Source organism: Paenibacillus sp. OK003 (genome assembly GCF_900109515.1).
GTDB classification, from domain to species: domain Bacteria; phylum Bacillota; class Bacilli; order Paenibacillales; family Paenibacillaceae; genus Paenibacillus; species Paenibacillus marchantiae.
Map to the genome: position 1 here is coordinate 319,946 of NZ_FOBD01000006.1, position 24,470 is coordinate 344,415.

Consider the following 24,470-nt stretch of genomic DNA (forward strand, 5'->3'; position numbering starts at 1 on the left):
AGCAAAGAGGAGGGGATCTGATGAGCCACAAGGTTGCGATCGTAACCGATAGCACGGCAGATATACCGGAAGAACTGATCCGTAAATACGGGATTCATGTTGTTCCGCTGCGTGTTTTGTTCGGGGAAGAAGCTTATGCAGACGGCGTTGATCTGACTTCGGAACAGTTCTATGCAAAATTGGAGAAGGTATCTGTGCTGCCTACAACCTCACAGCCTTCTCCCACCGATTTTATGAATATCTATAACACACTGTTGGATGAGGACCCGGAGCGGCCCATTGTATCGATTCATTTGTCTTCCGGCATGAGTGGTACCTATCAATCGGCACTGCTTGGCAAATCGTTGCTGGAACGTGAGGTCGATATAACGGTACTGGATTCGAAGTCTGCATCCTATGGATATGGTTTATTGGTCGTACAGGCTGCCGAGCTTGCCGAACAAGGCAAATCCGCTGTGGAGATCGCTGCGGCTGTAGGCGCCATGCAGCGAAGCCGCAAGCTGTTCTTTCTCGTAGATACATTGGAGTATTTGCAGAAAGGCGGTCGGATTGGCAAAGCTGCGGCCATCTTGGGAACACTGCTGAATATTAAACCGATCTTGTCCATTGATGAGGAAGGCGTTATTTACGCAGTGGAGAAAGTCAGAGGTCACAAAAAAGCCATGGCACGCATTATTGAGCTGTTTCAGCAGGATCTGGCGGGTCAACGTGTTAATCTGGCGGTAGGTCATACCGCAGACCCCGGATCAGCGATCGCTTGTGCAGAGCAATTACGTGGACATTTTACACTGAATGAAGTGGTGTATACCAATATTGGAGCTGTCGTTGGCAGCCATGTTGGGCCTGGCGTAATTGCCATCTTTATGTGGCCTGTTCCGGAATGAGGGATTAGACATGAAATGGGAAGAAATATCGGTTAAACAAATTAGCGGCGTGAGTGCTCTCAAAGAGGGAGAGCTTCACGCCTTTGGCATCTCTACTGTAAAAGACTTGCTTGAATATTATCCGTTCCGTTATGAGGACTATCGGCTGCGTTCGCTCAGTGAAGTGAAGGACGGGGACAAAATTACGGTACAGGGTAAAGTGATGGGCATCCCGGTGTTGCAGCGTTATGGCAAAAAGTCACGCCTTACCTGTAAGGTGATGACGGAAGAATGGATGATTTCAGCCACCTGGTTCAATCGGCATTTTCTGAAGGAGCAGCTTACGCCCAATCGGGAGATTGTCATTACGGGGAAATGGGAACAAAAACGGATGCAGATGACCGTAACGGACTCGGAATTCCCGGACAAAGGGGAAGGGCGATCGGGCACGCTGCAGCCTGTGTATTCGGTATCCGGCAAGCTTACGCAGTCCTGGATGCGCAAAACGATTAATCAGGGGTTAGTCCAATTCGGGGAGATGATCCCCGAAATTCTGCCTCAATCACTCATGAACAAATATGGATTCATGCCTCGCAAACAGGCGATTGCCGGGATTCACCGTCCGCAGGATAACCGGGAAGGCCAGCAGGCCAGACAGCGGATGGTGTATGAGGAGCTGTTTTTGTTCCAACTCAAGATGCAGGCGTATCGTGCATTGAACCGGGATCGTATGGATGGTGTAGTGCACACAACGGATAATACGACGATTCGGGAGTTTGTCCGCAGTTTGCCATTTGAACTGACGGATGCGCAGAAGAAGGTAGAGCTTGAAATTCTGCATGATATGCGTTCACCGTATTCGATGAATCGATTGCTGCAAGGAGATGTAGGCTCAGGTAAAACGGTTATTGCGGCGATTGCGCTGTATACGACCGTTCGTTCCGGTTTTCAGGGGGCTCTGATGGTCCCTACGGAGATTCTGGCAGAACAGCATATGCGCTCACTGCAAAAGCTGTTTGAACCTTTTGGCGTAACGGTGGGGCTGTTAACGGGCAGTGTGAATGGACGGAAGCGCAAAGATCTGATTGCATCCTTGCAAATGGGCATGATCGATATCGTCGTGGGTACACACGCTTTGATCCAGGAGGATGTATTTTTCCGCGATCTGGGTCTTGTCGTTACGGATGAACAGCATCGCTTCGGTGTGAACCAGCGCAGCATTTTGCGGCGTAAAGGCTATAACCCGGATGTGTTAACGATGACGGCGACGCCGATACCGCGAACACTGGCCATTACGGCTTTTGGTGATATTGAGGTATCGACCATCTCGGAACGTCCAAAGGGACGGATTCCAATCTCGACGTACTGGGTCAAGCATGACATGATGGATCGGGTTCTTGGTTTTATTTCGCGAGAAGTGGACCAGGGACGCCAGGCCTATCTGATCTGTCCGCTCATTGAAGAGTCGGAGAAGCTGGATGTACAAAATGCCATTGACCTGCATATCCAGATGCAGCAGAACTTTCCGAAGTACCGTGTAGGTCTGCTGCATGGACGGATGACGGCTGGCGAGAAGGAAGAGATGATGCGTGACTTTTACAGCAACGAAATTCAGCTTCTGGTCTCCACAACAGTTGTGGAGGTCGGGGTCGATGTGCCTAACGCAACGCTGATGGTCATTATGGATGCGGACCGCTTTGGTCTGTCACAGCTGCATCAGCTTCGTGGCCGGGTTGGTCGGGGCGCTCATGCATCCTATTGTGTGCTCATTGCTGATCCTAAGACAGAGGTTGGGCAGGAGCGCATGAAGGTCATGACGGAAACCGAAGATGGATTCGAAGTATCCCGTCGAGATCTGGATCTGCGGGGACCGGGCGATTTCTTTGGCACCAAGCAAAGTGGATTACCGGAGTTCCGTCTTGCCGACATGGTTGCGGATTTTGCCGTATTGGAGCAGGCGCGAGATGACGTCTCCAGCCTGATTGCCGATGCGAGCTTCTGGACGTCTGTTGACTACGCTCCTTTACGTGACTTTTTACAGCAGCAGCAAGTATTCCAGGGTGATCTGATCGATTGATCGGGCTATGAATGTGTGGTTTTCCACATTTTCCGTGGGAAAATGTCAAGTGTACAGGCCCTCCTGTCATATGAATAAGAAGTGAGTTCATTATTCAGGAGGTGCTGTACGTTTTGGGTTACCAACAATATGGAATCAGTCCGCAGCTGGTGGAGCGGATCAAAACGAAGATGAAAAATCCCGCTGTCAAAGAGCGTATCAAAAAATTGATAGATGGGGTTACCAAGTCCGATTTGCAGGATAAGGCCAAGGTAAGAAGGCTGGTCAAGTCGTCAGCGGTCATTTTGAACGAGAATTTTTCTGCGACTCAGGAGGAACAATTTGTTGCTTTTGTTCTTGCGCAGAAGATCGATCCGAACAATACGTTTCATTTGATTAAGCTGTGGGGCATGTTTAGGTAGGGATTCGATGGAATGTTGGGTGGTATAAAATGAAACAGTTTCATTTACACGGGGTACTACGATGACAGAACAACCTTCCGATCGCTGTTATCCCCGGATTTTTTGAATTACCTTTTTCAAAGGGTAAAATCCGGGGATAAAGGCGCACGCTTCGCTTCTTCAGGTTTTTTCTGTCCTCTCCGTTATTGTGTAAATTTTAGTTTCACTTTATAAAAACCAAATTACATCGAATGTGTATGAAGTAATTTTAGTGGATGGGGGTTCATAAGTCAGCAAGATGACTTATGAACCGCCCTTTTGTTTAAATCAAAGAACATATGTTACTTGATACAAAATACTATTGGATTCAATCTTCTTTAAATTTTCGAATTGGGATTTAATCTATGTTTTCTATACCCCACTCACCTTTTTCGTTTTTAGTAAAGCAGTAGGTAATACCTTGATTCTCAATACTTCCGTCTGAGGATTTTCTAACAAAGCGTACGCCTACTCTAATTTGTTCTGGATGATCGAGTTTTTCTAAAAGATCCAACTCATAGAACATGAATTGATCGGCTGTGTTTTTGTAATAAAAGCCTTCTCTAATGGATTCCAAAGACTTGTTATTCAGATTCTGCCTAAACTTTTTTTCGTTGTTCTCTACAATCGATTCCAGATTGTTCCTTAACTTAGAGATAATCTTTTCGTCAAAGAAGCTGCTTTTATATTTGTCGAAATCAATGTAGACGCCCTTCTTAAATTCGGCCGCTGTGATGTCCTTAATTTCTTCAATCTCCGCTGGCTCAATCAGACTTTCAATGTTTTTTGGTGTAATGTTGGTTGAAGGGGCTCCGCTTGTTTTGTTGCTAGGTTTTTCGCTATTGTAAAGGGGGTAATTGTCGTCCGCTTTTCCGCATGCAGAAAGAAGTAAGGCTCCAATTATACATAGAGATAAAATACCACAAGAGAGATTTTTCATTAAGGAAACTCCTCCTTGGAATGCGAGATAAACGAAGCATGTTGATTATAATCCAGTTCTAATAGGAGAGAGACAGGAAACTGGTGTCATCCCATCACTCTTTATTCTTAACAAAAAAAGGGCTAGTGGCTATTAAAGATGCTATAAATACTAAAATTAAAATGGGATTAGAAGGTACTGTTTCGTATATGTAGTTTTCGACGATTAGTACGAGGATCGAAATACTTAAAATCACTCTCAGCACATGAGCAGACGATCGATTAGGGTTTTTGGTACGCTTGGAGATAAAGTAAATGATGTACCACAAACCACTAAAAAGCAGAAGTGAACCTACGAGTAGCATTACAAACATTTAAATACACCTTTCTTAAATAAATTTCAGTTTAATTAATTAGCATAATGTTCCAATTAATTATAACACAGTGGATTTCTGGAAGTGGAGTTTTATGTGTAGGAAAGTGAAGCTTTGTTGGTAGGGAAGAGAATGGTTTGGAGCAAAATGAATTCTGTATCGTCTGTTCAATAGGTTAGCGACTTTCGGTTACTTCCTTGTGCATTTCATTTTCACAGGATCGACTTTGCTTTCCTTCTGGGGGAGCGGTAAACTGTTGCATACGAGCATACATGGATTTCAAAGTGAGGAAAACGCTGCTGCGATTAAGGTCGTTTATTTTTGACGGATGTGGAGGAAGTCAGATTGACGGAGATGTTTACGATGCTGCTGGGTTTGTTTGAACGGGCGGCACTGCTGATTATATTTTTATTCTTTCTGTCGAGGATACCGCGGTTTAGACAGATTTTGCAAAAGGGAAAATTGAGATGGCAGGAGTACATTGCGGTTACGTTGTTATTCTGTGCATTTGCTATCTTCGGTACCTATACCGGTATTAATGTGGAAGGTTCGCTGGTGAATGTGCGCATTATTGCTGTTATGTCTGGCGGTATTCTGTTCGGGGGGCCTGTGGGCATCATTACCGGGATTGTGTCCGGGGTGCATCGGTACTTGATCGATATGGATGGGGTCACGGCGATCCCATGCCTGATCACGAGTATCCTTGCAGGTCTGGTCTCCGGGTATATACATAAGTATACGCCTAAGTCGAAGCGCTGGATGATCGGTATTGCGGCCGGAATGATCTGTGAGGCGCTTACGATGCTGCTCATCCTGCTGTATTCCTATCCCGATCCACTGGGGGCCGACATTGTCTCGAAGATTGCGCTGCCGATGATATTAGGTGAGGTGAATATTGGGCTAATCGTACTGTTGGTGCAGAGTGTGGAAGGGGAAAAGGAAATGATTGCAGCTCGTCAGGCCAAGCTGGCGCTGGAGATAGCCAACAAAACCTTGCCGTACTTCCGTTCCATTGATGAAGACTCCCTGCGTACGATCTGCCGGATTATACAGGAGGATATTCAGGCTGATGCGGTTGCGATTACGGATACCCGAAATGTACTGGCTTATGTGGGATTTGGTGAGGAACGATATCACATCGGTAATGAAATTATTAGTGAGATGACGAAGAAGACGATCTCCAGCGGAGAGATTACGATCAGCAATGATGTCATTGACGAAAAAACGCCGGATATTCACTCCCTGCTCATCATTCCGCTCAAAGAGCGGGGCGAAGTGACGGGTGCTCTGAAAATCTATTACCGAAAAGCGTACAAGATTACGTATCCGCTTCAAACGATGGCTGTGGGCCTGTCCCAGATTATTTCCACCCAGATGGAAGTATCACGTGTGGAGGAGATCAAGGCTGCGGCCAATAAAGCGGAGCTGCGTGCATTGCAGACCACAATTCATCCTCATTTTCTATTCAATGCGCTGAACGCGATTGCCTCATCGATTCGCACCAAGCCGGATCGGGCGCGTGAGCTGATTGTGAATCTGTCTGGATATATGCGCTATAACCTGGAGCTGTCGGATGAGCTTATCGATATTCACAAAGAGCTGGAGCAGGTCCGCAATTATGTGGAAATCGAGAAGGCGCGCTTCGGCAGCAGGCTTAACGTTATCTATGATATTGATGAGGTGGCTGTGCATATTCCAAGTCTGGTCATTCAGCCGCTTGTGGAAAATGCCATTATCCACGGTATTCTCAAGGTGAAAGGACCCGGGACCGTACGGATTCGGGTACAGGACTATCCTGACTTTGTGCGAATTGGGGTCAGTGATACAGGAGCAGGCATTGGAGTCGACATTATTGAGCGTGTATACCATGACCGGATGCCAGCCAACCAGATCGGGTTGTACAACGTGCATCGTCGGGTGAAGCTCATTTATGGACAAGGGTTAACGATTACACGGCTGGAGCAAGGAACCGATATTTTATTTGATGTACCCAAAGGAGATGTAGTAACAAGGTGAGGAACTGTCGATGAGAGCTCTTATTGTTGAAGATGAAATTCCGGCAAGTGAGGAACTGAATTACTTGATACAGGAACATAGCCAAATTGAAGTGGTAGATTGTCTGGAAGATGGACTGGATGTGCTGAAGTTTCTGCAGGAGCAGGAAGTCGACGTTATTTTTCTGGATATAAATATCCCTTCGCTGGACGGCATGATGCTGGCACATCATATTGGAAAGTTTGCGAGCAAGCCATATATCGTATTCACAACGGCTTATAAGGAGCATGCGGCTGAAGCGTTTGAGCTGGAGGCGTTTGACTATATTCTGAAGCCCTATGATGAGAAACGAATTGCCACGATGCTGAATAAACTCGAAACGGCGTTCAAACGGGATCATGAGCAGGAGGAACGTGAACGTGGCGGCGACGATGGACAGGCTCACAATACGGCACAAGCCAACGATGAATGGTCTGCATCAAATATGCAGGCGCGGGAATCCAATGCCCAGACGGAACGACGCATTAACCTGCTGCGCAATGACAATATTATTGTGACAGACACCGCCGATATTTATTATGCAGAAGCTCAAGAGAAAGTGACGAAGGTGTATACCAAAAACGGTGAGTTTACGATGCCGGTCAGCATCTCGGATTTTCACGGCCGATTACCGCAGGAAACCTTTTTCCGCTGCCATCGCTCTTACGTGGTGAATTTGTCTCAAATACGTGAAATTGTGCCTTGGTTTAACAATACGTACCTGCTTCGTTTGCGTGATCTGGAGGCTGAAGTGCCCGTTAGCCGGGGCAAAGTCAAAGAATTCAGGCAGCTCATGCGCATCTAGAGGCATTTCATTCCGCATCTGATGCAACTCATGCTCAAATCGGTGTAATGAATCCCCTTTCATGTATGATTAGCTTGTGAACGCATTCATATATATGACATCGGCAAAGGGGAGATCACGATGAAAGCAGCTATTTCATCCGCACCTAATTCAGCATCTGCATCTATGAAAATGAACCGCTGGCTTATTGTACTGGGAACCATCATTGTACAAATGGGTCTCGGAACCATCTACACCTGGAGTTTATTTAATCAACCGTTGTCTGATCGTTTCGGATGGGACGTCAGCTCGGTCGCGATAACATTTTCGATTACCAGCTTTGCTTTGGCATTTGCCACACTATTTGCCGGCCGACTGCAAGAACGATGGGGGCTTCGTCGCCTGATTCGGGTAGCCGGAGTTGTGCTTGGTCTGGGACTCGTGCTCAGTTCTCAAGTGAGTTCGTTGACACTGCTCTACATCCTGGCCGGATTTGTGGTTGGATTCGCGGATGGTACGGCGTACATTACTTCCCTGTCCAACCTGATCAAGTGGTTTCCTGAGCGAAAAGGTCTGATCTCAGGTATTTCGGTCGGGGCCTTTGGTACAGGCAGTCTGTTGTTCAAATACGTGAACTCGGCATTAATTGGTGCTGTTGGTCCTGCTCAAGCTTTTATGTACTGGGGCATTATTGTATTGGTATTGATCATGGGCGGCTCGTTCCTGATCCGTGAAGCGGTTGTTCGTGAACAAGCTCCAGCAAGTAGCACGGACGGTGCGAAGCAACCAGAAACACGTCATGATTATACGGTCAAAGAAATGCTGCGCACGAAAGAAGCGTATATGCTGTTCGTTATTTTCTTCACGGCCTGTATGAGTGGACTGTATCTGATCGGTATTGTGAAAGACATCGGTGTGCAGTTGGCAGGTCTTAATGTGGCTACGGCGGCCAATGCGGTGGCGATGGTTGCGATCTTTAACACTGCTGGACGTATCATTCTGGGGGCGTTGTCGGATAAAGTAGGACGGATGAAAGTTATTGCCGGAGCACTGCTGGTTACGGCTGTTGCCGTAATGACGCTGAGCCTGGTACCGCTGAGCTTTGGCATCTTCTTCGCCTGTGTAGCCGCTATCGCATTCTGTTTCGGTGGCAATATCACGGTCTTCCCGGCGATTGTGGCAGATTACTTTGGACTGAAAAATCAGAGCAAAAACTACGGCGTCATCTATCAGGGATTTGGATTTGGTGCCTTGGCTGGATCGTTTATCAGCGCCATGCTGGGCGGATTCCATCTTACCTTTATTGTGATCGCTGTACTGTGTGCCGTCTCGCTCTTGCTGGCGTTGATTATTACGCCTCCGGGTCAAGGACGTCGTACACGTCAACGTGAACAGCAGATGAATCTTAACCCTTCATCCCGGGCAAGCTGATCGTAGTGGGGACGAAGTTCTATTTTATAAAAAGCAAGCTGGGCGGTTTCCTACGGAGGCCGCTTTTTTGGTACCTGCTGGACCCGATAGGAATGAGACTTCTGTACATGAAGCGGTTGTGTGCAATGCATACTTGGCTTCTGGTATACTCTAGGTGAAATAAAAAGAGCAAGTCCTGGTTAGCCATTTGGAGGAGGTATGTACGTCATGAATTTCTTGAAATATGCACCATCTGATTTTGCTGATTATTATGCTCTTGTGTCCAATATTGAAGTCATGCAGCAGATTACCGAACGTGCTCTGCCTGAGCATGAAGCTACTGCGGAATTTGAATCCATGCTGAATTATAATCTCGGCAACAATTGTGGCTATTATCGGATAGCTGGAGAAGATGGGGTAGGAATGGCCTACGCCAAACTGATCCCGGATGAATCCGATCCGTCCCGGGCGGAAATGGGTTACATGATTCTGCCGGAGCATTGGGGGAGAGGACACGGGACTTCCATCGCAGCTCGGCTGATTATTCAGGCACAGGCGGCGGGAATTGCCGTACTCTACGCGGTTATCGATCCGTCCAATGCGGCATCCCGTCGAATATTGCTCAGACAGAACTTTGTATCTACATGGGTTGGGGACTATCATGGATTACCCGGCGAGATTCTGGAGCTGAATCTTCAGGGGAAGCGGTAAGGGATCAGGCTTGCGGGTAATACATACTATACCGGGTATTTTGCATCACTTCGATAGTAACTTGTCATTCGGAGGCGTGTGAAATGCTCATACAGAGATGTGGAGGAGATGGAGATGAGCAATGCTGCAATGGAGCGTCTGAACCAGTTGCTGCCGGAATGGCTGGAGACCAGCCGTCTGCACACCGGACAGGGGAAAGTCGCTTCTTATATTCCTGAGCTGTTCAAGGCCTCACAGGACGAACTGGGTATCCATATCATGGACGCCGAAGGCAATCATGTGTCAGCCGGAGATTGTGGTGTCCCGTTTACGATGCAAAGTATCTCCAAGGTATTTACACTCATTCTGGCCCTGATGGATCATGGGGAGGAAGCGGTCTTTTTTAATGTAGGAAAAGAACCTACCGGCGATGATTATGATTCCATGATCAAGCTCGAACTGGTCGAACCGGGCATTCCGTTTAATCCATTGATCAATGCGGGTGCAATTACGGTATCGTCCCTGATTGCCGGGGATTGCAAAGAGGAGAAGTCACGGCGCATTTTGGAATTTTTCCGCAAGCTGGCCAATAATGATCGGCTGGGCTATAACGAGGCGGTGTATCGGTCCGAATCGGAGACAGGCCATCTGAACCGCTCGCTTGGTTATTTTCTGAAGCACAATGGTGTGCTCAAGGATGACGTCGAAGATGTGCTTGCCGTCTATTTCCGCCATTGCTCCATCGAGGTGACTTGTGCGGACCTGGCCCGTATGGCACTGGTGCTTGCTTATGACGGGACAGATCCGATTACCGGGATTGAGCTTATTCCTCGTCGTTATGTGCAGATCGCCAAAACGTTCATGACTACCTGCGGTATGTATAATGCATCAGGCGAATTCGCGATTCAGGTCGGGTTGCCTGCCAAGAGTGGAGTGTCGGGTGGAATTCTGACTCTGGTTCCAGGCCAGTTTGGCATCGGTCTTGTAGGTCCGGCACTGAATCGGAAAGGAAACAGCATTGCAGGCGTGCATCTGCTTGAGCGTCTTTCCAGAGAATTTGACTGGAGTTTGTTCTAACGAAGTCATCCCCTCACCCTCCTGAGTAGCCGATGAATCACCAATTCGTGCTTTTGCTTCTTTGGAACGAAATGGTCCGATAGGAATGTGGCTTGTCGGCTGCTTCAGTCCTGCATCAGACCCGTAGGAAAAGGGTCCTGCATAGCCATGGCCATGCTGCATCTATTCCGGTATACCCGCAACCCCAGCCCGCATCATTCATTCGCGAGTACCACATCCGTAATAAGATTCATCTGAATGTCCCGAGTCCCACTCTCCATCAGCAGCTTAAGGGTACGGGCAGGGGAGTCCAATCGGAGCACCTGTCCGGTAAAGCGGATATCATCATGTTCATGGAACAGGGTGATGGTGACTGTATCCCCGAGCAGCATGGAGTTACTAAGCAAACGGGACATTTCTTCCGCTGCCTGGGCATCCAGAGATGGACGGGTACGGGGAGCAAGTTGCTCCTGATGAATGATGTAGGCTTCCCGGTGTTCGGGAAGCATCATGCGCGACGACTCAAAAATCCCGTTTTGCTGTAATTTTTTACTCATTTATAGTGACCTCCAATTTTATGAGAACGGTCCTGTGCCTGTGCGGAGGAGCAGAGCGAGGAGGCTCGCATGATCGCGGTTTCTCCGAACTTGCGCTTGATGTCATCCGTGGCACGTTCCAGTTCTCTTTTGCGTTCACGGTCATCGAACCAGGATAGCTGTACCTCGGAATCGGGCACGAGTCCGGTCAATGACACGCTGATGCGGCGAATGGGTAATCCGTCCCAATGGCGCAGAAACAAAGCTGCTGCCGCATCGTATACTTCATCGGTGATGTTGGTAGGTTCATTCACCTTCATCTGGCGGGAGAAGCCGGTTGGACGATCGTAATCCTGCCCCCGACATCCTACAGAGACGACATTGCCCATGAGCGATTTGTCCCGGGAACGCCGGCTGACCAGCTCCGCCAGTTCGAGCAGCACCACTTTGATGTCTTCCCACGATTCATAGTCCCGAGGCAATGTCATCTGATGTCCAATGCCCTGCTGCTGGTGAGCATATGTCCCGGGTTTTACCGGAGAATCATCGATCCCGCGGGCAATACGCCACAGTACCTCACCATTTACACCCCAACGCTCTCTCAGCCGGGACAATGGAGTCTGCGCTAGATCCCCAATCGTATGAATCCCCATCTTATAGAGATGCTGCCCCATCCGGGAACCGACCATAAACATGTCTCGAACAGGCTTTTTCCACAATGTTGTCTGCACGTCCTTGCGGGGCAATGTATAGATGCCTCCGGGGACTTTTTTGGCATACAGGTCACAGGCCATCTTGCTGACAACCTTGGTGTCGCTGATGCCGACGCGGATATAGACGCCAGTCTCTTCCATTACCCTGTCCTGAATACTGCGGGCAATCGTTTCGGGACTGCCGAACAGATCTAAACTTCCGGTGACATCCAGAAACTGTTCGTCAATGCTATACGGTTCAACCAGATCGGTATAGGACTGAAGGATACGGGTAATGTGTAGGGAAACACGAATATATTCGGCCATCCGGGGACGAATGACGACCACATCGGGGCATTTGGCAAGAGCCTCACCCAGCCGTTCTGCTGTAGTAATCCCATAGGACTTAGCGAGTGGACAGGCTGCCAGAATAATGCCTGAACGGCGTGCAGGATCTCCCGCAACAACAAGCGGACGGTCTCTGTATTCAGGATGTGCAGACTTCTCCACACTGGCATAAAATGACTGGCAATCGGCCAGCATAATGACACGTCCGTCTTTGCGGGGCATAGTACTTCTCTCCTTTTATTCATGATTCGGCTGCTTCTGTGCAGCGATAGGGTACATTCAGTCAACGTTATTTTACAGTTTATTTACAGTATGGAACAAGTGTTCCTGTTTTATAAGCATATCCGACAATCCCGGATGCGGCAACCGGAATTATTTTGCAAATTGGACACAATTATTGGATGGACCTAATAGAGTCAAAATTTAGGAAATAAGATGTATTTTTTTACATTTCGTGTAAGAGATCCGTGACTTCCGGGTGATGACCGGGCGTTCATTCGGCTTTATGTAAAAGTAATATAAATGGGCACAGTCCTATAGGGGGGGACTGATGTCCTTTTTTCATTTTCTGCACTTTTCAGAAAACCTTGATAGGGCGCGGGTTTTCAAGGATACGTTATCGGACTATAGTATCAATTTTGTAATCTTTATGGTTAATACTGTAAAAATGTCCGCAACTTTAAAATATCATTCGCGTTTAATGGGGTAAGCGTTCAAGCGGAAACAGATCTCGCAATCCGCGTTGCATATAACAATAACGGGTAGAGATGTGCAAGCCTGGAAGAACCTCAAACGGACGGTTAAAGTGGCATATATTCGTGTCCATGGGACATAAGAGCAAGAAGGGCTCATGGATGCTAGTTGATGGCGCATTTTACGAATTATGGGCAGAATGTTGCAGTTCACGTTTGCTTCCATCAGCCTAGTTACAAATGCAGAGTCTTAGAGCTATAGTGAGAACTACACCGCTGACATCTCTACCCAAAGCGGACATCCGATGCGGGATTTGCCGCAGACCTTCATGTCATTTAAGATCCGCAGATGAAGCAGGATGCATACTAGAGAGGTGAGCAATTAAGAGCCATGAGCAGACGAAGACGTAGACGCTGGTTGCTAACGATGTTTGCAGGAGCGGCCGTAGTGACAGGCGGAATATTTGCCGGATGGCACTATATGCAGCCCCAGCTCGTTACGTACACAGCTGATAATGGCACGGAGATGAAATTCAAGACCGATGGAGACCGGTTCATGGAATATGGACCCGATGGCGCATGGCGGGAGATGTTCGTGAAAGGTGTGAACCTGGGTGCTACATCACCAGGACATTACCCGGGCGAATTTCCGTTGACCAAAGAGGATTACTTGAAGTGGTTCAAGCAGATTGAGGATCTGGGGGCCAATGTAATCCGGGTGTACACGGTACATGAGCCGATTTTTTACACCGCATTGGTTGAGTATAACCGTGGCCGGGAGCAACCGTTATATTTTATACAGGGCATATGGTCGCCGGAAGAAGAGTTGATCGAGAAGCAGGATGCCTATGCTGACCATATTGAGCAGACGTTCAAGCAGGAGATTGAAAAGGCGGTATCGGCTGTATATGGGGATGCGGACATTCCCGATAAACCGGGAGAGTCAAGCGGCAAATACAAGACGAATGCCGGGAAATATCTGATGGCTTGGCATGTGGGGACCGAGTGGGACCCTTCGATGGTGAACAACACGAATGAGAGCCATCCTGACGTGCCGCAGTACAAAGGCGTTCATTTTTCGGGGACGCAGGATGCATCACCGTTCGAGAATTGGCTGGCTGAGCTGCTGGACTATACCGCTGTGTTGGAGAAAAAATACGGGTGGGAGCATCCGATGACCTTCACCAATTGGGTAACCACCGATGTGCTGGATCATCCGGGCGAGCCGCTGTTCGAAGAGGATTTGGTGAGTGTGGATGCGCGACATATTCAACCGGAAGAGTGGCAGGGCGGATATTTTGCCGCATACCATGTGTACCCTTATTACCCGGACTTGTTCCATACGGACCAGACACTCCAGACCATCAAGGATGAGAACGGCGAGTACAACACGTACAAAAGTTATCTGCGCAAGCTCAAAGCCGAGTTTTCCGATATGCCTGTAATGATTACAGAGTACGGTGTACCGTCTTCGCTTGGGATCTCCCATCTGGGTATGGGAGGTCGGGATCAGGGCGGACATAACGAGGTCGAGCAGGGCGAGATCGACGCATCGCTGACTCAGGATATTTATGATGAAGGGTATGCGGGAGCGATTTTGTTCATGTGGCAGGATGAGTGGTTCAAAAAAACCTGGAACACGATGCCACTGGAAATTCCGGCTGATCGTCGGGCCTACTGGCTGAACGTGCTGACGAATGAGAAGATGTTCGGTCTGCTCGCCATGGACCCCGGTAAGCAGGAACAGCTGACCATCGACGGGAAACTGGATGACTGGAATACGCTGAAGAAGGAAGAGGTCACCGTCTGGCAAGGCAAGGTAGATGGCATCAAGGAAATGAAAATGACCCATGATGAAGCCTACCTGTACATTGGCATGACGCTGGATCAACCTTTTGACCCGGACCAGACCTTGCTGCGCATCGGAACGGATACGCTGGATGGCGGCAATCAGCCGGGTACGAGACTTCCGGATCGAACGCTGAGTGACGGACTCGAAACAGTGATTACATTGGGACAGAATGATGAATCACAAGTGGAGATCGCCAAGGACTATGACTTTAACCAGCGCCTCTATGGCAAGGACGGTTACGGGATGCTGCCCGAGGAGCAAGAGAAAGCGGCAGATCCATTCCATCCATGGAACCTGGCGGTCAGCCTGCGGATGACCCCACCGGATACCCGTTCCGCCCAACCGTTCATGAATGAGAAGGTGGGTACATTGAAACGGGGAACGACAGCTCCAGATCAATCCGATACCGATTCTTTAACCGCGTGGCAATATAACGGTAATCAGGTCGAGATGCGTATTCCATGGATGCTGCTTGGATTCGGTGACCCAAGTTCACTGCAAGCGATCAAGTATGGAGCGTTGAAAGGTGGACGGGAATTCGAAACGGTCGCAGTTAAAGGCGTGACCCTGGTTCCGTGGCTAATGGATCGTTCTACTGGAAATATCTCTTGGCCTGGTGGTGAACAGAAGACACTGGATGTGAAGACATTGCCTATATACAGCTGGCAGCCCTGGGAGCAGGTACAGTACAGTGAACGACTGAAACTGAGCTACGAGGAAATGAAGAAACGGTATGAACAAATTCCAAGTTTTCAGACCGAATAAATGAGTATAAAGGAGGACCTTTTCACATGTTTCCGAATTTGGCTTTGGCTTATCTATTTCTATACATCTGTACGGCGCTCGTCGTTGTGGGTGTAATCCTGCTGTTTGCCATGAAAATGTCCCACAACGGCAAACGGCGCAAGATTGAGTTTTATAAATTAAAGCAGCGTGACTACTTTACGTATCTGCAGACGGCGCTGACAGAGGACAGTCCCCTGAGATTGCCGCCTGGGAAGCTGGCCCCGCTTGAGCGTCGGGTCATCCAGAGCAAGCTTATTGAATGGATTGATCAGTTCAAGGGAGAGTATCGCAACAAATTGATTGTACTCTGCCGTGAAGCCGGATTTGTAGAGCATGATCTGAAGGAACTGAGTCGTATTCGTTACGGACGTCAGATTGATGCAGCGTATCGATTGGGCGGCATGCGTTGTCCAGAGGCCGTTCCAGGCTTGATGGAATTGCTTAAGGATGAGAAGCCTGGTCCGATGGCGATTATGATTGGTCGTTCGATCGCAAGATGTACCATCCGTCAGGGTGAACTGAAAGACATGCTCGCGCTGCTGTTGACCAAAGGAAAATCGATTCATCATCTGGCAGCAGATATTTTGCTCGAAACCAGTCTGGAACCAAGCCGAATTCTGCTTGAGCTGCTGGAAGATCGCAATCCTGATTTTGTCAAAGTGGGATTGGTTGCGATGTGGGGACAAGCTGTACCGGAAGTGATGCCTGCACTCGACAGACTCGTTGGTGCAGAACATCAGGATGTACGGGCAGAAGCGGTGAAGCTGTACCTTAGCGCAAGTCCGGCACTTCAGGACGAGACCATTCTAAAGCTCATGCAGGATTCGGACCCGGAGGTGCGTGCCGAAGTGGTGCAGGCGCTCGGTTCGAAACATGCGGCAGGCAGCATTCCACTGCTGCGCAAAGCGCTGCGTGATGAAGATTGGGGAGTACGTTATAACAGTGCGGAGAGCCTTGGCAAGCTGGGTGAACCGGGATTTGAAGCCTTGTGTCAGGCCGCTGTGGAGGGCACAGGTGCTGAACGGGAAATTGCAATGCAGCAGATTGAGAGCACGATGCAGCACTCAGGAACAGACCACAAAGCCGTTGACCAGATGATTGCACATAACAAAAAAAGGCTGCTGTATGATCGGTACTTCGGTCCCGTACGTGGGAACCGGACAACAAGCAAGAAACGTACAGGTGTGGCTGCGGTAGGAGGAGATTACACTGCTTAGAGATCTACTATTAATCTACGGCATGGTTGCAATCTATTATGTCGTTGCCGTAAATACGCTCTACTTTTCCATTCTGGCCTTATCATTCCGTAACATTTGGACGATCTTCAGGCGATCGCATTATTCCAAATACAATACGTTGTCAGGCTCGGAGCTGGTACCCTCGGTTTCCTTGCTGGTGCCCGCATACAACGAGGAACTGACGATTATCGAAAATGTGAACTGCCTGATGACGCTGAATTATCCAACGTATGAAGTCATCGTGGTGAATGATGGTTCAAGCGATACCACCCTGAAGGTGTTGCTGGAAGAATATCGTCTGAAGCCGGTACCCAACACGATGATTCGGGGCAAGATTTCCTGTCAGAAAATTCGCGGGATCTACCACAATCCGGAATTCCCCGACCTGTATGTCATTGACAAGGAAAACGGCGGGAAGGCCGATTCCCTCAATGCCGGAATCAACCTGTCTCATTATCCGTTGATTTCTTCTATCGATGCCGACTCTTTGCTGGAGAAGGATGCCCTGATTCGCATGGCTCGCATGTATATGGAGAATCCGGAAGAGACGGTGGCTATTGGCGGGGATGTACGGATAGCCAACGGCTGCAAAATTGAGAATGGGGCAGTGCAGGACGTTTCACTGCCTCGCAAGATTTGGCCGATGTTCCAGTCCATCGAGTATCTCAAAGCTTTTCTCGGCGGACGGATCGGTTGGAGTCACATGAATGGTCTGATCATCGTCTCAGGTGCCTTTGGCATGTTCCGCAAGGATGCGGTTATCGCAGTTGGGGGATACCGGGACGGTTATCCGGGTGAAGACATGAACATTATCATCAAGCTTCACCGTTATATGCTGGAGAATAAATTGAAATACCGCGTAGCCTTCTGCCCTGAAGCCGTGTGCTGGACACAGGCGCCGGATTCCTACCGGATCTTGTCCAGTCAGCGCAAGCGCTGGGGACGTGGAAATCTGAAGAACATGATTGAGAATCGCGGCATGTTGTTCAACCCGAAATATAAAGTTATGGGCATGCTGACCATGCCGTACAACATCCTCTTTGAAGCGCTGAATCCGTATTTCCGAATTACCGGACTTCTCGCTCTCACGGGATATGTACTGATGGATATGACCCAGTGGCCGATACTTGTGCTGTTTGGATCGCTCAACATTGTGAGTGGTTATCTGCTCAGTGTGGGAGCCCTTGTGCTCGAGGAAATTGCATTCAAGCGGTATAACAAGCTATCGGATCTGGTCAAAATGCTGTTCTACTCCGCTCTGAAATTCGTAGGCTATCATCAGCTCGGCGTGCTGTGGAGATTGCAGGGGCATATCCAGTTCATGCAAAACAACAACTCATGGGGTACCATGACACGCCAGAGCTGGTCCGAGGAAGAGAAGACAAGCGAGGCGGCCTAAGCACAGCGTAATCAAGGCAATACAGCAGAACAATATAGATGTTCAACTAAATATTTACACGAGAACGGAGAGGACAGAAATAACCTGAAGAAGCGAAGCGTTCGCCTTTATCCCCGGATTTCCCCTTGTCAAAAAAGGAATTAAAAAATCTGGGGATAACAGCGATTGGAAGGTTGTTCTGTCATCGGAGTGTCAGTGTAAATACCCACTAGTTGGACTTGTATAGATAACCGAGGGAGAAGGGTGGAAAAGAACATGCCAAATACGGCGACATTGCAGCGTGAGGCTGCCGTTAATGTGTACCGCAGTGTAGAACAGGGATTGAAAGAAACGGGTGCCGAAACATGCGGCTTAATGTTCATCCATTGTGCAGGGCAGTCTCAGCCGGAGCAGCAGGTCAGGACATATCTGGAGCAGACCAGTGAGTCTGCCTTCCAGGTCTGGCAGGATGGAGCCACACAGGCAATTGCTGTCCTGTTGCCAGGGTTGACGCTGGATGAGGTCCATTATGAGGGGCTTCGCATCAAGCATGAATTGCAGGAGACGGTACCTGGTGCCGATCCGCAAATCACGCTGGCAAGTTTCCCGGCAGGTGAACGTCCTTCAAAGGCAACCATTCAACATATGGCTGAGTCCGCCAAGCTGGTAGACCCGTCGGAGATTCACATCTACACGCTGGACAAAACGGCAGACGAGCCGGAACGAATTTTGATTGTGGATAACGATCCGACGGTACGCGAGTTCCTGCAATTGCGTCTGAAGATGCAGGGGTATGAAACTTATGAAGCGGTGGATGGACTGGCTGCACTGGAACTGATTGAGAAACTCACGCCTGACCTGGTGCTGACCGAATTGAACCTGTATGGCATTGATGGCCTGCCGTTCATTCAACATATTCAGAACCTGGATGTGGAGCAGCCGCCCAAAATCGTCGTATTGACGGAACAACGTGTGGAACAAACGATCAGCCAATGTTTCCGCAGCGGAGTCGATGATTATATGACCAAACCGTTCTCACCTGTGGAGCTGGATGCCCGAATCAGACGTTGCCTGCATTAAACGCAACCACAAGTAAAGCCAAGAAAAACAGATAGCCTTCATTCATCTTTATCAGACAAATAAGTATATCACAGACAAACATCTATCAAATGGATTCGTCAATCAACCAAAAAAATACACTGCCCGGAGGGAATATCATGGAGAATCAACAATTCCACACATTACTGAATGCGATCGAAAATAAAGAAGCGGTGCTCGGCGTGGTCGGGCTCGGTTACGTAGGATTACCACTTGCGGTGGAAATGGTCAATCAGGGTTTCACGGTAATCGGGATTGATCTGGATGCATCCAAAGTGGAGAGCATCTATCAGGGAGATTCCTATATTCACGATATTTCGTCCGAGGAATTGAAAAAAGTGATGCAAAGCGGTCGCTTCCAGCCTACAACGGATTACAGCATGCTGCGCGTGATCGACGCGTTGAGCATCTGCGTACCAACACCGCTTAGTGAAAATCAGGACCCGGATACGTCCTATATCGAGACGGTTGTGGATCAGATTAAACTGCATATGAAACCAGGCATGCTGATTACCTTGGAGAGCACCACTTATCCGGGTACAACCGAAGAGCTGATCCAGGATGAGCTGGACAAGATCGGACATGAAGCAGGCAAAGACTACTTCCTGTGCTTCTCGCCTGAACGTGTGGACCCGTCCAACGGACGATTCACTACGTTTAATACACCAAAAGTCATCGGGGGAACAACTGAAGCTTGCCTCAAGCTGGGAACAGCGTTGTACAGCAAATACGTTGAAACAGTTGTACCTGTATCTTCGCCAAAAGTAGCTGAAATGTCCAAACTGCTGGAAAATACGTTCCGCAGCGTAAACATTGCCTTTGTTAATGAAATGGCCATGATGTGTGACCGTATGGGCATCGATATCTGGGAAGTTATCGACGCAGCTGCGACGAAGCCGTTTGGCTTCATGCCTTTCTATCCGGGCCCTGGCATCGGTGGTCACTGCATCCCGCTTGATCCGATGTACCTGTCCTGGAAGGCCAAAGGATTCCGTTTCTACAGCAAGTTTATTGAGCTGGCGCAATCCACCAATGACAATATGCCATATTATGTACTGAACAAAACATCAACCATCCTGAATGAATACGCGAAATCGGTACGTAAATCCAACATTCTGTTGCTTGGTATGTCGTACAAGCCAAATATTGCGGATTTACGTGAATCTCCAGGACTGGAAATATATGAACAGTTCAAGGAAGGTGGAGCCAATGTCAGCTATTATGATCCACATGCTGAATCGTTCCTGGACAAGCATGGCGAGACGGTATATAGCGAAGTATTCAACTTGGAACAGTTCAAGAAGTACGACTGCATCGTGCTGATCACCAACCACAGCGATTTGCCTTACTTTGATATTGCCGAGATGGGCGTGCCAATTCTGGATACACGTAATGCGTTCAAAACGTATCCACATCCGCACATTTACAAGATTGGTCATTCGGTACAGCACCCTGTGCTTGAGCCAAGTGAAGCGTTGCTCGTCTGAGGAATATAACGAACAAGTGGGGCAAACTGTCGGTGAAGGCAAAATGGGCCATCTTGGCCCTGCTGTTCTGCCTGCTTCTTCTGCCCTGGCTTCTCAAATGGTTTTCACATGAGGAACACAAAGCGACCTGGCTGTGGGACGCTTCCATTATTGCAGAGCAGACGCCTGAAATTATCTCCTTCTCCAAGGCGCAGGGCGTAGATACCATTTTCCTGCAAATTCAGGATGAGGTACCCGATGCGACATACCGCAAATTCATCGCGGCTGCGCGGCAGGCTGAGATCCAAGTACATGCCCTTAACGGTCATGCAGACTGGGCCTATACGGAGAAGCGGGAAGAGGGACTTGCGTTTATAGAAAAAGTACGGGCATATAATGCAGCTTCGGCCAAAAATGAACGCTTTGAGGGAATTCAGCTGGATGTGGAGCCTTATCAGCTAAAACGCTGGGAGAACGAGCAGAACAGTGTGATTGCGGAGTGGAGCGACAACATGAAGGCCTGGACCAAAGCTGGTAATGATGCCGGACTCTACATGAGTGCCGCGATTCCTTTCTGGCTGGATGCACGCGAGTCGGCAGAAGGCGGAGGTACATTCAGCCGCTGGGTGATTGATCACTTTGATGCGGTAGCCATCATGGCTTATCGGGATCGTGGTCAGCAGATGTATGATCTGTCCAAGGAAGAGCTGAATGAAGCGGATGAGCTTGGCAAGAAGGTATGGGTTGGAGCCGAACTGGCAGACACGCATGAGGGCGATCATCTAACTTTTTTCAGCAAATCCATCACCAATATGGACGAAGAAATGAAGAAAGTGTTTGATCTCGGCGCTTCTCATTCCTCTTTTGCAGGTGTCGCAGTGCATCATTATGAGGCATGGTATGCAAAGGAAAACGGAATTCCGCTGGCTCGAAAGAGCGAGGAGAAGAAGTAGCGGGTGCATGTGGTTAACAAAAAGATCGTTGTGAATTGTAAACGGGAAAAGGCAGGTCTCCGTCAAGGAGGCTTGCCTTTTTGCTTTAGGTGGTTTTAGATAGCTTTCACTAAGGGATATTTGGCGATAAATCAGCTTTTGTTGTTCTCGGCCGTTCGATATCGGTTGGGTGGCAGACCGACCTGCTTTTTGAATGCTTTGGAGAAAGAAAACAGATCAGGGTAACCCACCGAGTGTGCTACTTCAGTTAACGTTAACGGGGTCTGAACAAGCAGCCGTTTGGCCTGATTCATTTTGAGACGTTGAATATACTGGACAGGAGACAGGCCGTAGGCTTTGCGGAATTGTTTGGCAAAATGGGTCCGATCCACACCTGCGTGTGAAGATACACCTTCCACAGTAATGCCGCCGGCAAAGTGAATATCCATGTACTCCTTGCCCTTTTGCAGCCATGGTGTGGCAGAGTCTGGTTGAAGCACTCGGGTAGCGGGGGACTTGGCAATCCGGTCAAACAATCCGAGAAAACGGGTAAGTCGTCCCAGGTCGCTTGCGCCTCCCTGAGGTTTGCGAACCTCTTCCATAAAAGCACGCATGCCACTTGCCGTGTCCGGCGTGAGTACACCTGAACGATGCGGTGCGTCCGGGGTAAGCCCGATCCGTGCCAAAAGTTCAGCTGCATGTGTTCCATCAAAGGCAATGAAAATTTTGTGCAAAGATTCCTTTGGGTCGGACCAGTACTCATGGGTAACCTGTGGATACAGGCAGAAAGCATCACGGGCACGCAGGGAATAACGATGTCCGTTCTGTATGAAAGTTCCCTCGCCCTCCAGAACAAAAATTAAATAATGAAAGGGCGTCGTTCGAGGGCCAATATGATAGTTGCTCTTGGCTATATTACGACCGATTCGAATCGGCCAAGCTCCACCGGCTTTCTCGAACTCAGACGGAGTAAAAAAAATTATATCCAAAAACTCGTGGTGGTCCTCCTTCATGCTCTCGATCATCAGGAACACCTCTTTAATATAAGTATAGTTTGTAATCTCTAAAAGTTTCTCTTATAACCTATTATACAGGTGGGTTTTGTAAATATTCAAGATCGAGAAGACCTATTCCTGTGAATTCACCACAAAATGACAAAATAAAAAGGCCGCGAAATGACATTGATCACAGACAAATCAATTGTTATGATGTCCATACCTATTAAACCAAGTTAATTAATCGGCATTTGGAAGTGTACGTACTTATAAAATGATTAGAAATTAGGCGCACTTTAAAAATAAGGTTTAACGAGTGCGAACGTAGTGAAGGGGACGAAATCGATTCTGAAGAAGCAACGCGTTCACCTTTATCTCCGGATTTTCCCCTTTGATAAGGGAATCAAAAAAATCTGGAGATAACAGTGATCGAAAGAACGATTCGTAACCGGAACGGCCAATGTGCACAACACCGATCTTATTTTTAACATGACTTTATTTATAGAAGGGATTGACTTGCGTGAGCGAACAGGAAGAGATGAAGTTTGGTTGGTTTTTGCCTACAGCAGGAGACGGAAAATATGTAGGGGTTGCCCCGGAGAGAGAACCGAGCCTGGATTATTTGGTTCAAGTAGCGCAGACAGCGGAGACGGCAGGTTTTGAATTTGTATTGATTCCGACAGGGGGAGCCTGTCTGGATGCGTGGGTTGTGGGTTCGGCTGTCATGAGTCACACGAAAACACTGCGTCCGCTTGTGGCCATTCGACCGGGTCTGGTCACCCCTGTATTGGCGGCGCGTATGGGAGCGGCACTGGATCAACTGTCTGGCGGTCGTGCCATGATCAATGTGGTGACAGGCAGTTCGGTTCGGGATCTGGAGGAACTGGGAGATCCACTGGCTCATGCCCATGATGAACGTTATGAACGGGCGAGCGAGTACATGGAAGTGATGAAGCGTTCATGGACGCAATCGGCCGGGCTCAATCTGACCGAGTTTGCTGGAAGTGGTGCCATATCAAATCAGAATGCATCCGAAGACAATTCGGAGTTTAACGGTAAGTATTATAATTTCAAAGGTCCGGTAGGCATGCCTGAAACGGTGCAAAAGCCGTATCCGCCGTTCTACTTGGGTGGAAGTTCACCGATTGCAAAGCGGGTCGCTGTTGAACACGCAGATACATTCCTCATGTGGGGCGAGCCGCATGACTGGATTCAGGAGCAGATCGAAGAAATTGAAGTCATTCGCGAACAGATCAAAGAGGAAACCGGACAAGATCGTCAGCTCCGTTACGGCATGCGTGCACAGGTACTCATTCGGGATACGGAAGAAGAAGCATGGGCGGCGGCTTGGGAGATTATTAGCAAAGTACCACCAGAGGCCATCGAAAAAGCCAAAGCAGCCTTCGCAGAGACGGATGCAACCAACCAACGCAGACAGAATGAGCTGCGGGAACTGTCCGAGAAGCAGCAGTTTGTCGTAGGTCCCAACCTGTGGACAGGTTTGTCAGTTGTACGTTCCGGCGGAGCGATCCTCATTGTCGGTACAGCAGAACAGGTCGCAGAACGATTGATGGAATATGGAGATCTGGGCGTGACGACTTTCATTCTGTCCGGTTATCCGCATCTGGAAGAAGCCGAAATCTTCGGCCGCACGGTTATGCCCATTATTCGTGAGAAGTGGAAAACAAGACAGGAGAAGCATTCAGTTACTACCAACTAAGTGAGTTAACCCTTTTTTTACACTTTAACGGAGAGAGCAGAGCCGATCTGAAGAAGCGAAGCGCTCGCCTTTATCACCGGATTTTCCCATTGAAAGGAATAATTCAAAAAAT

The 24,470-nt window shown here is 48.6% G+C and carries 19 protein-coding genes; 15 read left to right on the forward strand and 4 right to left on the reverse strand.

Annotated features, from left to right (window positions below):
- Nucleotides 1-20 precede the first annotated feature (20 nt).
- The 3 genes from BMW94_RS11685 (at nt 21) to BMW94_RS11695 (ending at nt 3,341) form a co-directional block, all read left to right on the forward strand.
- Nucleotides 21-884 carry a DegV family protein gene (locus BMW94_RS11685; protein ID WP_090998444.1) on the forward strand — a complete coding sequence of 288 codons (864 nt, stop codon included), beginning with the start codon at nt 21-23 and terminating at the stop codon, nt 882-884.
- A 10-nt stretch (nt 885-894) separates the two neighbouring features.
- Entirely contained in the window at nt 895-2,940 is a 2,046-nt protein-coding gene (gene recG, locus BMW94_RS11690) for an ATP-dependent DNA helicase RecG (protein ID WP_090998447.1), read from the forward strand.
- A gap of 113 nt (nt 2,941-3,053) precedes the next feature.
- The gene (locus BMW94_RS11695; protein WP_063565612.1) at nt 3,054-3,341 is read left to right on the forward strand and encodes a stage VI sporulation protein F; all 288 of its coding nucleotides are present in this window, start codon (nt 3,054-3,056) and stop codon (nt 3,339-3,341) included.
- 376 nt (nt 3,342-3,717) lie between these two features.
- On the opposite strand, the gene BMW94_RS11700 is transcribed toward BMW94_RS11695, so the two are convergent.
- A complete protein-coding gene (locus BMW94_RS11700; protein ID WP_090998449.1) occupies nt 3,718-4,299 on the reverse strand; it encodes a hypothetical protein in 582 nt (193 codons plus the stop codon).
- A gap of 715 nt (nt 4,300-5,014) precedes the next feature.
- Here BMW94_RS11700 and BMW94_RS11705 point away from each other — a divergent pair.
- The 5 genes from BMW94_RS11705 to glsA all read left to right on the forward strand — a co-directional run bounded on the left by BMW94_RS11705 (nt 5,015) and on the right by glsA (nt 10,646).
- A complete protein-coding gene (locus BMW94_RS11705) occupies nt 5,015-6,667 on the forward strand; it encodes a sensor histidine kinase (protein ID WP_090998505.1) in 1,653 nt (550 codons plus the stop codon).
- Nucleotides 6,668-6,677: 10 nt separating this feature from the next.
- Nucleotides 6,678-7,490 (forward strand): LytR/AlgR family response regulator transcription factor, encoded by an 813-nt coding sequence (locus BMW94_RS11710; protein WP_090998451.1) that lies wholly within the window; start codon nt 6,678-6,680, stop codon nt 7,488-7,490.
- Nucleotides 7,491-7,610: 120 nt separating this feature from the next.
- Nucleotides 7,611-8,900 carry an L-lactate MFS transporter gene (locus tag BMW94_RS11715; RefSeq protein WP_175480656.1) on the forward strand — a complete coding sequence of 430 codons (1,290 nt, stop codon included), beginning with the start codon at nt 7,611-7,613 and terminating at the stop codon, nt 8,898-8,900.
- Nucleotides 8,901-9,107: 207 nt separating this feature from the next.
- Nucleotides 9,108-9,590 (forward strand): GNAT family N-acetyltransferase, encoded by a 483-nt coding sequence (locus BMW94_RS11720; protein WP_175480657.1) that lies wholly within the window; start codon nt 9,108-9,110, stop codon nt 9,588-9,590.
- 114 nt (nt 9,591-9,704) lie between these two features.
- Nucleotides 9,705-10,646 carry a glutaminase A gene (gene glsA / locus BMW94_RS11725; protein ID WP_090998456.1) on the forward strand — a complete coding sequence of 314 codons (942 nt, stop codon included), beginning with the start codon at nt 9,705-9,707 and terminating at the stop codon, nt 10,644-10,646.
- 194 nt (nt 10,647-10,840) lie between these two features.
- Here the strand turns inward: glsA and BMW94_RS11730 are convergent, their stop codons facing one another.
- Together BMW94_RS11730 and BMW94_RS11735 are read right to left on the reverse strand one after the other, a co-directional pair.
- Nucleotides 10,841-11,182 carry a YolD-like family protein gene (locus BMW94_RS11730; protein WP_064636634.1) on the reverse strand — a complete coding sequence of 114 codons (342 nt, stop codon included), beginning with the start codon at nt 11,180-11,182 and terminating at the stop codon, nt 10,841-10,843.
- The gene (locus tag BMW94_RS11735) at nt 11,179-12,423 is read right to left on the reverse strand and encodes a DNA polymerase IV (RefSeq protein ID WP_063565618.1); all 1,245 of its coding nucleotides are present in this window, start codon (nt 12,421-12,423) and stop codon (nt 11,179-11,181) included. Before BMW94_RS11735 ends, BMW94_RS11730 begins: the two co-directional genes overlap by 4 nt.
- A gap of 861 nt (nt 12,424-13,284) precedes the next feature.
- Here BMW94_RS11735 and BMW94_RS11740 point away from each other — a divergent pair.
- The 6 genes from BMW94_RS11740 (at nt 13,285) to BMW94_RS11765 (ending at nt 21,664) form a co-directional block, all read left to right on the forward strand.
- A complete protein-coding gene (locus BMW94_RS11740; RefSeq protein ID WP_090998458.1) occupies nt 13,285-15,510 on the forward strand; it encodes a hypothetical protein in 2,226 nt (741 codons plus the stop codon).
- Between the two features lie 26 nt (nt 15,511-15,536).
- Complete coding sequence (locus BMW94_RS11745) at nt 15,537-16,748, forward strand: HEAT repeat domain-containing protein (protein WP_090998461.1); 1,212 nt, start codon at nt 15,537-15,539, stop codon at nt 16,746-16,748.
- A gap of 22 nt (nt 16,749-16,770) precedes the next feature.
- A complete protein-coding gene (locus tag BMW94_RS11750) occupies nt 16,771-18,168 on the forward strand; it encodes a glycosyltransferase family 2 protein (protein ID WP_170867934.1) in 1,398 nt (465 codons plus the stop codon).
- A gap of 255 nt (nt 18,169-18,423) precedes the next feature.
- Nucleotides 18,424-19,227: a response regulator transcription factor gene (locus BMW94_RS11755; protein ID WP_090900992.1), complete on the forward strand. Its 804-nt coding sequence runs from the start codon at nt 18,424-18,426 to the stop codon at nt 19,225-19,227.
- 137 nt (nt 19,228-19,364) lie between these two features.
- Complete coding sequence (locus tag BMW94_RS11760; RefSeq protein WP_063565622.1) at nt 19,365-20,732, forward strand: nucleotide sugar dehydrogenase; 1,368 nt, start codon at nt 19,365-19,367, stop codon at nt 20,730-20,732.
- Between the two features lie 32 nt (nt 20,733-20,764).
- Nucleotides 20,765-21,664, forward strand: a complete 900-nt coding sequence (locus BMW94_RS11765) for a hypothetical protein (RefSeq protein WP_254790211.1) — start codon at nt 20,765-20,767, stop codon at nt 21,662-21,664.
- A 131-nt stretch (nt 21,665-21,795) separates the two neighbouring features.
- On the opposite strand, the gene BMW94_RS11770 is transcribed toward BMW94_RS11765, so the two are convergent.
- Nucleotides 21,796-22,632, reverse strand: coding sequence for a helix-turn-helix transcriptional regulator (locus BMW94_RS11770; RefSeq protein ID WP_254790212.1), 837 nt, complete (start codon nt 22,630-22,632; stop codon nt 21,796-21,798).
- Nucleotides 22,633-23,176: 544 nt separating this feature from the next.
- On the opposite strand from BMW94_RS11770, the gene BMW94_RS11775 reads away from it, so the two are divergent.
- Complete coding sequence (locus BMW94_RS11775; protein ID WP_090998509.1) at nt 23,177-24,358, forward strand: LLM class flavin-dependent oxidoreductase; 1,182 nt, start codon at nt 23,177-23,179, stop codon at nt 24,356-24,358.
- The last annotated feature ends 112 nt before the right edge of the window (nt 24,359-24,470 follow it).